This is a genomic window from Lysinibacillus sp. NPDC094403 (assembly GCF_050278745.1).
GTDB lineage: Bacteria > Bacillota > Bacilli > Bacillales_A > Planococcaceae > Lysinibacillus.
Window position 1 is genome coordinate 139,119 of record NZ_JBNNTL010000002.1, and the last position, 13,382, is coordinate 152,500.

Below are 13,382 nucleotides of genomic sequence, written 5' to 3' on the forward strand. Positions count from 1 at the left end.
ATATTCTTAAAGGGAGTTGAATAAAATTGCCACAGGATAAAGAATTTCGAAATGTTTACAAACAAATACGTTTATTAAAGGAACGAGGGGTGAAATTTACAAATCTCCAAGATACTAAAAATCAGCTAATGCACAAAAGTTATTTCAATCTTATAAATGGTTTTGAAACATTATTACTTGATGACCCTAAAAATCCACCTAAAAAATATACGAATACTAATTTCCAAGATTTTATGGATTTATATGAATTTGATCTACAGTTATCAAGTATGTTACTTTATAAAATTTCTGAATTCGAAACAAAATTGAAAACCTCTATTGCATATTTCTTTTCAAAAAATAATTGTTCTACTTTGGTAGAAAATAATAATTATATTGATATAAATTGTTATAAAATTCCTGGCAATACTGATGGTCCGGCAGAATATGTTAGTGATTTTAAAAAACATCGTTTATTTAAGAACTATTTTTTTGAAGGACACTTTAGAGGAACTTTTAATGGAAAAGTAAATTTTGAAAATAATAAAACTGTATTAGAAGGTCACTTCGTCGGAAGATTTGGTTCGACTCCAATAAGAGAAATAGTTAATGGGAAATTAACTTATAAAAATCATAGACAAAATGCCTTATTACAACAAATTAGGTCTATTACCACTGCATCTGGTACACCTATATCGATTACAATTAATATCCGAAACGAACGAATATATGGACTTAATTATATAGATGATTGTAAGATAAAGTTCAATTATATAAATGAATATAATAATCCTCCCTTTTGGGTAACGATTAAGCCTTTAATGATGAATGATCTTTTAGTTTTAATGTATGGTTTGGATAATAGGACATTTAATGAAATATTAAAGAATTTCAATTTAAAGCCTAATGATAAAGAGAAATTTTTAAATTCTATTGCTATTTTAAAAGAACTGAGAAATACTTGTGCTCACTTTGAATTAGTAAATAGATTTAGAACGTCTAGTAGAACCCCAATTAATGCACGACTAATATCCGAATTAAATTTAAAACCTCTTAGAAGTCAGTATATAATTAAATTATATGACACATTGAAGATATTACGCTTATATGTAGATTTAAGTAATATTAAAAAATATGTTTGGGCTTTTTATAACACTTTAAGTCGGACTGGGCGACTAAATTTAGCTACTAAGTTATTTGATAGAATGGGGAATTTCAATATATATGAATGGATTTAATTAATAATTCACTTGATTTCCTTCTGAATAAATGTTAAATTAAATACATAAAATAACGTGTAGCCAAGACGGCGTGTCAAGCTATTGCAGCTTGCTAAAGTCCTTAACCATCCTTTCCTTAATCGGGAAGGATGGTTTTGTATTATATATAGGTTTTAGAGATTTATTAAAATATTAATTATTTGTAATATAGTTTTTTTAAAATTCTGTTCGATTTTTGTTCAACAAACCAGCAAATAGTTGTCAATAATTTTCATTAAAAATAATAAAAATATCATGTTATACTAAATTTGTGTATACCAAATAACCGTCCAAATACTTGATTTGGAAAGTTCAGGTCTAATTAGTTAAATTGTTAAATCAAGCTAAGTCTTGGAAAGAAGTTTTGCTTTTTAAAAGTGCATAAATCCAATGTAAGAGTTTGTTTGCACAAGCTATTACAGCTACTCTAAATGGTTTTCCTTCTTCCCGTTTTTTATCATAAAACGCCCGTAATTTCTTATTACGAGGAAGGATTTCATCCGTTGTTTTCTGTTTTCGACAGTCACGAATAGCACATTTAACAGCCATATACAAAGCTTGCCGTAGTCTGCTAGAGCCTCTTTTGGTTATTCGGTTGTAAGTACCTTTGAATGTACCTGATTCAAAGACACTTGGATCAAGACCGGCAAATGCGACTAGTTTCTTAGGATGATTAAACCTTTCAATTTCCCCAATCTCAGATATAATCGTGGCAGCGATTTTTTCTCCGATACCGGGAATTGATCGGATAATCTTAGATTCTTCAATATTTTTTGATAAAGCATCTATCTCATTTTCAAGCATGGATAGATGTTTTTTATATTCAAAGAGCATATTAATATACATATCTAAGCTTAGGGTAAGACTAGAATATAAAGCCTTCTGAAAAGGGTTTTGAGCTGCTGCAGTCATTAGCTTTTCAGCCTGTTTGTTTGCCCATTGTAAAGAACGAGAATTACAGAATTCTTTTATTTTAGTTGCTAATACTTCATTATTGGCTTTCAATATATCCTCTGAAGTAGGAAATGCATGTAGTATTTTCAAAGAAACATCCGAATATAAGTCTCCAAAAACATTACTATATTCAGGGAAAATTTGATCTAAAACTGCCTGAAATTGTAGTTTAGTTTGTACAAACATGCCTGTAATATTATCGTGCTGTCTCGTAAGATTACGTAAGTTAGCAAGTTGGATACCACGCTTTTTATAAGGCTCTAAATCCTCCTTATAATACAGCTCGCAGAGATGATTAGCATCAATGATATCTGTTTTTACCTTTCGTAAACTAGAACTTTTTGCTTTATAAGAGATGAGTGGGTTTACGATAATTATTAAATAGCCTTTGTCCTCAAAATATTGAACAATTGGTGTGTGATAATGGCCTGTTGATTCCATAACAAGAGGGGGACGCTCTCCTGAAATATCTTCTAATTCTTTAATAAAATCTAATAAACTAGCTAACCCATCAAGATCATGTTTTACTTTGAAACTTTTCTTGTAGGGCTTCTTTCTTTCCAAGTAAGCTTGAACCTGACTTTCACCTTTTGCTACATCCAGACCGATGACTGGATTCATTATAATTCCTCCTTCAAAATGATAATTGCCGGTAACCCCTAAATCCTCTTTGTAGTGTCATAGCTTCGCTTGTTATACGAGATCATTGTCCCAACCAGCCTCAAACATGTTTCTACAAGTAGGGGGCGAACTGTTTTGCGGACGGTGTCTTAGCCCCACGGGCGCGAACGTTCTACCCCGGCTACCGTTATCATATATCGATATAAAAAATGGTCAACCAGAAATATTTTCTGGCTGACCTTATAATACGATCGGGCGCGATTGTGGAAGAAGCGTCGCTGTTCTTCTTAAACTCCCATGAAAGAACTTAATCATCTTTCATTTTCTGTGGTGTAGCGCTGGTTTTTGCGCTACATGGATGGCTAAAGGGTGCTTTACTTGAAGATCATTGAGTTGCTTATGCAGCTCTTTTTTTCTTTATTGAACTAACGGAGTTTAGTTGAAGAGTGTTGTTTAACTTATTGTTCAACAATAGGACCATATTGTTGAATAATACAGGTTAATTAAATACGGTTAGTGTTAATAATTGAAACCTTTCCTACAATTTACCGTTAAGTATTGTTAGACAACAATAAAAAATGGAAAGAGGGATTAGATATGATTGGTTGGCTTAATATTGGCAGTCTCTTTCTTGGACTAATCGCTTGGATACTTCCAGTTATTAATCTCATGCGAAATAAAAAACATGAACATAAGAATTGGGGCGTCCTTTCCGTTATCAGCATCAGTGCCTGTGCTATTTCACTTAGTTTTCAGATTTTCTATAATTATCATTTAGTAAAAATTGAGGATTGGTCGGCACTAATGGACACAACACATGCAGTAGTGATAGCCACAGCAGTTCTTCTCATTTTTACATTCATATTAAATGGACTTACTTTTATTGTATATCGACAGAACAAAAAGTAGGATATTAGTTTCCTGTTCGTACGATTGAAATATACTTTAGGTTTTAAGAGAGTGTAATTAAGCTAACGGTGGCTTTCGGGTCTTTTAATATTAAACAATTGGGCACATTTCGTGAATTGGAATTGTGCCTTTTTCAGTACTAGAACCAATATTACTAAATAACATCTTTTTTAAAACTGAATATTGATATAAAAGTATAGGTAAGATTGTGAAAGCAATTATTCCGCCATAAATAAGTATAGCTAAATTTTATATTTGAAAAATATAATGCAATGGACTCTTCTAATCTTTATTGGAATTTAACACTACATACTTCGAACTAAGTATCTACTGTAATAAAATTAATTTTGTAATATACTATTTTAAATAGGTTAACAATGTTAATTTATGTTTTATCCAAAGATCTCTAGAATGTTCAGTAAAAAAAATATTATAAGGAGTCCCAAAATGAAAAAGAAAATAAACTATTTAATCTTACTTTTAACTGCCATCTTTATAGTTGGTTGTACTAACGTAGATGATGTATCGAATACTGATGGGAAAGCTGATTCACAAGAAGTAACTACAAAAAATAGTGAAAAAGAAAAAACGACGACTGAAAAACAAGTAGTAGAGGAAACATCAACTCAATCAAAAGATCAACTGTTCAAAGGTTACAAACTAATTGAAGTTGATGGTGGTGATTTGTCTGGACATCGTGAACCTAACGTCGTCGTTGACATTGGTTTTGGGGATCGAGAGTATTGGTCCTTTACGAATGAACACGGGCAAATAATCCGTGTAATTGCTAACGAAATCGTTCTACAAGATGATCGTAACGAACCTGTAACATCGTCTGGCAGATACTACGCTGATGAAGCAAAAGTTCCTGGTGTCGAAAGAGCAGATTTAGATGAAGGACATGTTATTGCAGATTCTCTTGGTGGGGTATCAAATGCTTATAATATTACGCCACAAGATAGTACGCTTAACCGACATGGTGATCAAGCATATATGGAAGACGCTATTCGTAAAGCTGGTGGAGCTACTAATTTTGAAGCAATAATCACATATCCTAATACGGAAACGCAGATTCCATCTCATTACAAGTACACTTACACTTTAAAAGGGAATAAAATTGTAGATGAGTTTGATAACGGCAACCCTGATGAAATAAATAAATCTATAGGATTAACTGAAAGTAAATCAACTAGCTCAAATAAGTCAACTAACTCAAATAAGTCAACAAGTTCTAATAAGTCCAATGCTTTGAATAGCACTGAAGATATTTCTAGCGTTGATACAGATGGAAATGGTCAAGTAACGATTAAAGAAGCAAAAGCAGCAGGTTATAGCATGCCAATAACGAGTGATCACTGGTTATATCCATATATGCAAGATAATGATAACGACGGTATGGTAGGGGAATAAGCACCTAGAACTCAAGGTAAAGTTAATGAATGAAATAAATGGATGACTTTATAGAAATTGCCCTTTAGTTGAGTAAGACAAGGTAAAACAACAATCGTTACGAACAGAATCATAAAAAATCGACCAAACATATTTTTATATAATATGTTTGGTCAATTTATTTACATACTTGAAGGTTGTCACCCTAAGATAAAATAACATGCCTCTTTTTCTGTTCTTAATAAAGCGAATGATAGATTTCACCCATGATTCCCTTCATTTGATGCATACCGGTATCAGTATTAGTCATCATAACAAGTCCTTGTTCGAGGTATGGATAGGCAACTAGCATACATTGAAACCCAACACCCCAGCCAAGAGAGGAAAATTCGAGCTTCTCGTCCGTGCCATCTAGAAATACGCCAAGGCCCGTCCATTCCTTACATCCCTGTGAGCGGAACAATTCTCTTACTAGTTTTGTAGTAAGGCCGATTTTACTTTGCCCTTTGAAAGCATTCATAACATCCAGTAATAATTTTGTTAAATCACTGGGGGTAGTCCATATCCCACAAGCTGCAAGTGAAGGGTAAATAGAATATTTCCCTGGAATTAACGCTCCATTTCGATCATGCCCACAAGCGAAAGTATCCATATTTAATGTGGAAAGAGAGGTTGAAAATGTACTGTTTGTCATGCTCAGTGGCTTAAAAATAAATGTGTCCATGAGATGAGAAAAAGGTTTTTGAGTTATATCTTCTATTAATAATTGAATAAGACAAAAGCCTGCATCAGAATAGTGAAATTCACTTTCAGGTTCATAAGTCACTTCGGTTGAATTAGGGCAATAAGGAGTTTTACCTTGCAATATTTCTACCATGGATGGCGTTTCCTTGAATGATTCTATGGGCATAAAACTGCCTTCAGGGTCCACAATACCAGATTGATGACTTAGTAAGTTTCGTAATGTAACCTTTTTATGCTTCGTAAATTGATTGTTAGGAACCTTCCATGACACTAGTTTTTTATTAACATCTTCATCCAAGTCTACGATCCCTTGTTCCACCAATTTCATTACTAACATGCTTGTTAGAAATTTACTGATTGAACAAGCGTTGAAAATGGAGTGCTCATCAATGTTTTTATCGGTACTTGCCTCCAGAACACCAAATTGATCTGTTCTACTGATTTTTCCCTTTTCGATAGCTACAAGACTTAAACCTGTTATATGGTAATGCTCCATGCGTTCACGAATGTTTATTATCTATTTAGCTCCTAGCTTTTTTCTTTATTATAGCAGAAAAGGGAACTGATGTTTGTGAATAAGGTATTTATTTTCTTAACCGTGCGTGTACAATCATAGATACACTATCTTTTGTTAAGTCACTTTTGTTCCATGACCCATATATGTGTAACAATTCGAACCCATTTTGTTCTAATAGCCTTTTCATTTCCATTGGGTATGTATAGCGAAGTCGAATAGCATCTTCGAAAGTAGTGTGTTCTAACTTATTAATAGAACGGCAATTTAAAATTTGTGTGATGGGGTCATATTCGTCACGATGCTGAATAATTAGTTTTTCTCCTTTGCTATTGACTGAACTTTCTTCGTATTCATCCACGATAGATAGTTCGTTTAGAAGAGCATTTCTCGTATCAAATACAAATTCTCCACCTGGATGTAAGTGCTTTTTGACGGATTGCAATAAAGCATTTTGACTTTCGTTACTTAAAAAATGTTGAAAGGTATTACCTGTCATATAGATAAAACTTGATGTGATTGGTAATTGAAGCTGCGTGCAGTCTTGCACAGTAAAATTCACGTGGACATCTTGCTTTTTCGCCTTTTCAATTGCTAGCTGAATCATCCCTTCATGAATATCTATTGCATAAACGTCAAATCCTCGCTTGGCTAAGGGGATAGCTAATCGACCTGTTCCACAAGCTAATTCAATAATTGTATCGTTATTATTTTTAAGAAGGTTTTCGATAAAATGTAAATCTACTTTGTAATTTTCGTAGAGTGTGTCATATTCGATAGGGTTATTATATTTCTCTAAATTTCCATTAAACTCATTTTGATACATACAATCTAACTCCTTCACCTTTATCTTTATATAAGTGATATTGTATAATAAATCCAATATTCCCACAAATTAGATTATATCGTGAACGTGGAATTGATTTCCGTTCCGGCTGGTGCTTTCGTTCCTCTGCATGCTCGCTTCAAGGTCTAATCTCTGGCGCTGATCTCCAAGGTGTCGTCCAGCCTTCACTCCAATCAACTTATAATGGCTCGTTTAACAAACGTTCTTAAAAATTTGTGTTATGATCCGTAATATTAATCTCTAAAGATAAAGAGGAGGGTTCATTTGAGCAATAAATTTCCTCAAAAAATACATATCATTGGCTCTGTTGGGAGTGGAAAAACAACGTTAGCGAAAGAATTATCCGCGAAATTAAATATTCCATATTATGAGTTAGATAATGTTGTTTGGAATAGACAAAGTTCAGGTGACATTAGAAGAACCGAACAACAAAAAGTTGATTATTTGAATAATATCATTCTTACAAATGCGTGGATTATTGAGGGCGTTCATAATGAGGACTGGGTATCACAAAGCTTTTCGAATGCCGACTTAATTATTTTCTTAGATACGAATTATTTCATCAGAATCTATCGAATAATAAAGAGATTTACGTTACAAAAACTCGGTTTGGAAATGTCCAATTACAAACCGACCTTTTCAATATTTATAAAAATGTTTAAATGGAATCGTCATTTTGAGGAGATTGGCAAACCTAATTTTTATAGCAAATTTGGAATGTATAGTGACAAGATATTAGTTATATCAAACAAAAGAGAAATATTTTAAAAAGCGTATCCAAAATCAATGGATACGCTTCTTACGTGTATTTTTTAAGCATTTTTCTTCGTTTTCGTTGCTCGTTTTCTCGTTGCAGGCTTTTTCGTTTTCTCTAAGGAGGCTTGAAGTGCTGTCATTAAGTCCGTGACATTATCAGGAACCGGACGTTTATCGCTAGTCGAGATTGTATTCGTAGCTTTTTTCTCCTCTATAAGCTCCATTAAAGCATTGCGATAGTCGTCTGTATATTTTTCGGGATTAAATTCTGTTGTTAACTGATCGACTAGCATCAGTGCGGTTTCCAGCTCTTTTGGAACAATGTTTTGTTCGCTTGGAATATTTGGAACATCACTAACACTTCTTACTTCATCAGGGAAATGAATCGTTTCCATTACTAAAGAGTTTTGATAAACACGGACAATCGCTAATTGCTCTTTTGAACGGATAATAATTTTAGCAACGCCTATTTTTCCAGATTGCTCTAATGTTTGACGTAATAGGGAATAGGCCTTACCGCCAGTCGTATCGGGGGATAAAAAATAAGTACGTTCAAAGTAAATAGGATCGATTTCAGTTAATTTCACAAAATCAATGATTTCAACAGCCTTATCTTCATTTTCCTTGCGCAAGTTCTCTAATTCTTCTTGATCTAATACGACATACTTATTTTTGGCATATTCATAAGCCTTGACAATATCCTCATCTTTTACTTCTTGGTTACAGCCTTCACAAACTTTTTTATAGCTAATAGGTGTATGACAATCTTTATGGAGCTGACGTAATTTAATGTCTTTATTTTCTGTTGCGGCATGAAGTTTTACCGGTATATTTACAAGACCAAATGAGATACTGCCTTTCCAAACTGTATGCATTTGTATCACCTCGTTTTTCTTACTATGATATATTTTGCTTATTTTTATGTATCTTAAAGTGAAATCGTCAAAAACTGTAGGTAAAAAGCAAAGTAGGTATTCACATGAAACCAATGCTATTAACGGAAGTGCTCGAAACGCCTATTGGTGAGGAGTGGATGTACGAAACAAAATATGATGGATTTAGATGTATGTTAGTTTGGGACGAACAGCCGATGTTAATAAGCAGAAATGGCAATAACTTAAATCACTTGTTTCCAGAAATACTCGATTTTTGTAAGGGCTTATTTAATAAAGTTAAAAAGTTTTTACCATTAACATTTGATGGTGAATTAGTTTATTTAACGAATAACTTCAATAGTGATTTTTCTCAAGTCCAAAAAAGAGGGCGGATGCAAAATAAAGAAGTTATTGCTAATCATGCAAAAGACTTTCCTTGTCACTATATTGCATTTGATTTACTAAGCTATAAAGGGGAGTCGCTGACAAATAAATATTTAAAAACACGCAAACAACAACTTTCTAAGATTTTTACGACTTTAAAGCTCCCTGTGACTGTCAATTATGAGGATCCATGTCCTTTGCAAATGATTAGCTGTGTGGAAAATAGCGAATCTCTTTGGCAGGATATTAAAGTTTACAATGGTGAAGGAATGATTGCGAAAAAGAAAACGAGTAAATGGGTTGGAGATACACGCTCAACACATTGGTTAAAAATAAAGAATTGGAGATATGTAACGGTCATAGTCACGAAATATGATCATGGAAATGGTTATTTTCATGGTAGTATTTATCAACAGGGGGAGCTAGTTGAAGTAGTTATTTTTAAACATGGAATGTCAGAGGAAGAACGGAAAACACTCATTGTTTTTTTTCAAGAAAATGGACAGAGGAAAAATGAAACATGGGAGCTGGAGCCATCCATTTGTCTTGATATCGCATGTATTGATTTCGATGGAAGCAAATGTCGAGAACCGCGTTTCCATGCATTTCGACTGGAAATGTTGCCAGAGGACTGTCATTGGCAGCATATGCAACGTCAACTTTATCCTATACCAGATTCGCTTCAGATTACGCATCCTGATAAGCCTGTTTGGCCTGAAATCGGTATTACGAAAGATGATTATTTGCACTATTTGCAACTGATTTCTCCGTATTTATTACCTTTTCTTCGTAATCGTCCACTTACATTAATTCGGTTTCCGCATGGGGTTCCGGGGGAAAGCTTTTATCAAAAAAGTAGTCCAGAGAAGTTCCCTGAATTTGCTTCAACAGGGTGGATGGATGATATTAATTATCTTGTGTGCAACAATCTTGAAACATTATTATGGCTAGGCAATCAGCTTGCATTAGAGCTTCACATACCATTCCAAACTTTACAAACAGAGTATCCGACTGAAATTGTTTTTGATCTAGATCCTCCTTCTGTCTATCAATTTTCGCTTGCAGTTTCAGGGGCACTAGATTTAAAGGAAATGATCGATTATTTTAAGCTCCAATCTTTTGTGAAAACATCGGGAGGCAAAGGATTACAGCTTTATATACCGTTACCTGAAAATACCTTTACTTATGAGGAGGTACGAGTATTTACTGAATTTATCTGTCGTTTTTTATGTGAGCAAAAACCGGAATTGTATACGATTGAGCGTTTAAAGAAGAATAGACATCAAAAGTTATATTTAGATTATGTGCAGCATGCAGAAGGTAAGACGATTATTGCGCCATACTCAACTCGTGGGAATGAGAAGGGCTTAGTGGCAACGCCATTACACTGGGAGGAGGTTAATGAGCATTTAACGCCAGACCTCTTTACTATTCCAGCTATACTGGAGCGAATGAAAAAAGTGAGCAACCCATTTAAAAATTTCCGTCAAGTAGGGGAGAGCCAGGATTTTCAATCAGCTTTAGAACGGTTAAAGGAGCAATGATTTACATTCTAAGTACGACTAGAAATTAGAAAAGGTAGAAGATAGGGGCAAAATTTACGTACAAAAAGCATCGACTTCAGTGCCGATGCTTTTTAAATGGTTCTAATTGATATATAAAACTACTCACAATGAAGATTGAACTCAATGGCATCTTTTTTTATTTTTCTTAAATTTGAACCTCTTGCAGAGAAGAAGGAGTTTTTCATACTATCCAAAACATAAAATCATTTTTTACCAGTTCAAAAACCCTTTTATTGTATGTTAAGATTTTGATATATTTAGGTTTTTGGAGGTATATTATGAAAAAAATTCACGCTTATTTACTGGCAGTTGTTTTTAGTGCCATATTCGCTACAGCGGCTGACGCTGCATCGATTTCGCTTGATGAAAAAATAACTGGAACTGCCAAACAAAATCAATGGCTTACATACGATATTACGATTCCAGAGCTTGGCTTTTTAACGATTGATTTTGAAGGTGCTCAAAACAAAATGTATCCGGAGTTTGAACTTTATGGTAATCAATTATATTTTTTTATAGATAGGGGAACGATTGGGATAGATGGCCTTTCTGCAACATACGGCGTAAAGGCAGGAACATATAAACTGCGGATCAGTACTTTGGAACGCATCCCTGAAGCCTCCTTTGCTTTTACAACAAGATTTACTGCGGGTCACACATACGATGTTGAGCCGAATGATAGAATATCTTCACAAGTTCCAGAAATTCCTGCAAATACAACTATTAAAGGTACAACAAGTTTAGGCCCTGGCGTAGACTATTACAAAATCACTTCACAAGAAGATCAATACCTACATGTTTCTGGGACAAAGACTAGCCTAGCCGTGTACAGCGACGAAAATAAATTGTTAAGCTATGACCATTACGGTAATTTAACAGTTCCAATTAAACGTGGTACTTACTTTATCGAAGCCAAAGGCGATAACTATGAATTTACATATTCGTTTACAGATGCTCCAAAAAACAGCGAATTCGAATTCAATAATACAATGGAGACAGCAACAGCTCTACCATTAAACAAACAAATAATTGCGAGCGCTAACCACTTCTCCGATGAAGATATGTTTGCATTTTCTGTACCAAAACTAGGTTTTGCTAACATTGATTTGCAAAAAGATAGTCAAGACTTCTACAAAGAATATGACTTTTATGTCTATAATAAAAGTGGCAAAGAATTATTTAAATTTAGCAGTAAGAAATCATTCCAAATGGGCTTAGAACCTGGCAATTATTATTTAAAGGTCGTACCAAAATCGGATAATGAAAAGTATGCACTTACGTTATCTTTTGAAGAAAATGCTTATCCTAATATTGAAGATAACAATTCAAATCAAACTGCACAGGTACTTCCCTTCAATACACCATTGCGTGCTATTTCACCCGGAAGAGAAGGAGAATATAATGTTTATAAATTAAATGTTGAAAAACCCGGTTACCAAGAATTCCATATTGATTTAGACGCTCCGACAAATACATCATTATCGGTTTCAGATGCAAACGGCAACACTATTGGTGAATGGAATCGTTGGGAAGTAATAAGCGATCTAACGTATTCAATAGGTTTAGGTAAAGGTACTTACTATGTGGGGATTTCTACATATGAATCAAAACCATATACAATTCAAGTAACGACAAAGAGTGATTATGCTGAACAAGAAGGGAACGACACAAGGAGTAACGCTTCCCCTGTTCACTTCAATAACATGATGTATGGCTATTTTGATGCGCGTCATGACGTTGATTATTACACATTTACAATCGATAAAACAAAAACTATTTCTTGGATAATGGATCCTCTTCAAGTAAGTACAATGAACATACAAATACTTGATGCTTTCAATAACGTAATTTGGGAAGGGAGGAATAATAAACAAAGCAGTGAGGAGGAATTAAAGAAAGGAACGTATTATGTAAAAGCTACTGCAATGAGTGAGGGGGAATATACCCTTTTATTTAATGATGTAATAACTGATGATTTTAAAGATGTCCCAATAACACACATGTATTATAAGGAAATTATGAATATTCGTCGCCTTGACATCATTACAGGCTATGAAGATAATACGTTTAAACCAACAAATCCAATGCAACGTCAGCATGTTGCAGCAATGATTGCTCGTGCGAATGCACCTAGTATTCCAATAATGTTAAACACATATGAATTCCCAGACGTTCCTATTACGCATCCAAATTATACGAATATCCAAAAGCTTGTCAGTGGCGGGATTATCGATAAAAATCCGAATGGTTTTAATCCAAATGGAACAATCACGCGAGCACAAATGGCGAAGATCTTAGTAAAAGCTTACCAATTAGAACCAAAGAAAGGTTTCCCGATTACTTTTATAGACGTGTCAAAAGCGGATTGGTACTATGAATACGTACAAATTTTAGCTCAATATGGTATTACAACGGGCGAAAATGGTTATTTTAAACCGAATCAACCATTAACACGACAACACTTCTCCGCATTTTTAGCACGAACAATTACTAAATAAGAAAAGGCGCAATGGAAATCAACGTTTCCTAATGCGCCTTTTTTCAATTTGTACCTTCCAAATCTTAAGAGAATATAAACATCGTCCT

10 protein-coding genes are annotated in these 13,382 nt (G+C 34.1%); 6 read left to right on the forward strand and 4 right to left on the reverse strand.

The annotated features are described in order from the left end of the window. Nucleotides 1-26 precede the first annotated feature (26 nt). A complete protein-coding gene (locus ACQKMV_RS04920; protein WP_427502643.1) occupies nt 27-1,217 on the forward strand; it encodes an Abi family protein in 1,191 nt (396 codons plus the stop codon). 360 nt (nt 1,218-1,577) lie between these two features. Here the strand turns inward: ACQKMV_RS04920 and ACQKMV_RS04925 are convergent, their stop codons facing one another. Beyond that, on the reverse strand, nt 1,578-2,813 hold the full coding sequence (locus tag ACQKMV_RS04925; protein ID WP_427502644.1) for an IS110 family transposase: 1,236 nt from the start codon (nt 2,811-2,813) through the stop codon (nt 1,578-1,580). Nucleotides 2,814-3,410: 597 nt separating this feature from the next. Between ACQKMV_RS04925 and ACQKMV_RS04930 the strand changes: the two genes are divergently transcribed. Next, nucleotides 3,411-3,722 carry a hypothetical protein gene (locus tag ACQKMV_RS04930; protein ID WP_427502645.1) on the forward strand — a complete coding sequence of 104 codons (312 nt, stop codon included), beginning with the start codon at nt 3,411-3,413 and terminating at the stop codon, nt 3,720-3,722. Nucleotides 3,723-4,169: 447 nt separating this feature from the next. Then, nucleotides 4,170-5,132 carry a DNA/RNA non-specific endonuclease gene (locus ACQKMV_RS04935; protein ID WP_427502646.1) on the forward strand — a complete coding sequence of 321 codons (963 nt, stop codon included), beginning with the start codon at nt 4,170-4,172 and terminating at the stop codon, nt 5,130-5,132. 217 nt (nt 5,133-5,349) lie between these two features. Here ACQKMV_RS04935 and ACQKMV_RS04940 read toward each other — a convergent pair whose 3' ends face one another. Beyond that, nucleotides 5,350-6,351 (reverse strand): serine hydrolase domain-containing protein, encoded by a 1,002-nt coding sequence (locus ACQKMV_RS04940; RefSeq protein ID WP_427502647.1) that lies wholly within the window; start codon nt 6,349-6,351, stop codon nt 5,350-5,352. Between the two features lie 88 nt (nt 6,352-6,439). Beyond that, complete coding sequence (locus ACQKMV_RS04945; RefSeq protein ID WP_427502648.1) at nt 6,440-7,195, reverse strand: class I SAM-dependent methyltransferase; 756 nt, start codon at nt 7,193-7,195, stop codon at nt 6,440-6,442. 285 nt (nt 7,196-7,480) lie between these two features. Between ACQKMV_RS04945 and ACQKMV_RS04950 the strand changes: the two genes are divergently transcribed. Continuing rightward, the gene (locus ACQKMV_RS04950; protein WP_427502649.1) at nt 7,481-7,984 is read left to right on the forward strand and encodes an AAA family ATPase; all 504 of its coding nucleotides are present in this window, start codon (nt 7,481-7,483) and stop codon (nt 7,982-7,984) included. A 44-nt stretch (nt 7,985-8,028) separates the two neighbouring features. On the opposite strand, the gene ACQKMV_RS04955 is transcribed toward ACQKMV_RS04950, so the two are convergent. Then, entirely contained in the window at nt 8,029-8,847 is an 819-nt protein-coding gene (locus tag ACQKMV_RS04955) for a Ku protein (protein ID WP_427502650.1), read from the reverse strand. Nucleotides 8,848-8,951: 104 nt separating this feature from the next. Here ACQKMV_RS04955 and ACQKMV_RS04960 point away from each other — a divergent pair, with 104 nt between their 5' ends. Together ACQKMV_RS04960 and ACQKMV_RS04965 are read left to right on the forward strand one after the other, a co-directional pair. After that, a complete protein-coding gene (locus ACQKMV_RS04960; RefSeq protein ID WP_427502651.1) occupies nt 8,952-10,775 on the forward strand; it encodes a DNA ligase D in 1,824 nt (607 codons plus the stop codon). 299 nt (nt 10,776-11,074) lie between these two features. Then, nucleotides 11,075-13,294 carry an S-layer homology domain-containing protein gene (locus tag ACQKMV_RS04965; RefSeq protein ID WP_427502652.1) on the forward strand — a complete coding sequence of 740 codons (2,220 nt, stop codon included), beginning with the start codon at nt 11,075-11,077 and terminating at the stop codon, nt 13,292-13,294. Nucleotides 13,295-13,382: the final 88 nt, after the last annotated feature.

Coding starts and splice junctions, on each gene's coding strand:
- ACQKMV_RS04925 (WP_427502644.1), bottom strand. CDS start 2,813: ATGAATCCAGTCATCGGTCTGGATGTAGCAAAAGGTGAAAGTCAGGTT.
- ACQKMV_RS04930 (WP_427502645.1), top strand. CDS start 3,411: ATGATTGGTTGGCTTAATATTGGCAGTCTCTTTCTTGGACTAATCGCT.
- ACQKMV_RS04935 (WP_427502646.1), top strand. CDS start 4,170: ATGAAAAAGAAAATAAACTATTTAATCTTACTTTTAACTGCCATCTTT.
- ACQKMV_RS04940 (WP_427502647.1), bottom strand. CDS start 6,351: ATGGAGCATTACCATATAACAGGTTTAAGTCTTGTAGCTATCGAAAAG.
- ACQKMV_RS04945 (WP_427502648.1), bottom strand. CDS start 7,195: ATGTATCAAAATGAGTTTAATGGAAATTTAGAGAAATATAATAACCCT.
- ACQKMV_RS04955 (WP_427502650.1), bottom strand. CDS start 8,847: ATGCATACAGTTTGGAAAGGCAGTATCTCATTTGGTCTTGTAAATATA.
- ACQKMV_RS04960 (WP_427502651.1), top strand. CDS start 8,952: ATGAAACCAATGCTATTAACGGAAGTGCTCGAAACGCCTATTGGTGAG.
- ACQKMV_RS04965 (WP_427502652.1), top strand. CDS start 11,075: ATGAAAAAAATTCACGCTTATTTACTGGCAGTTGTTTTTAGTGCCATA.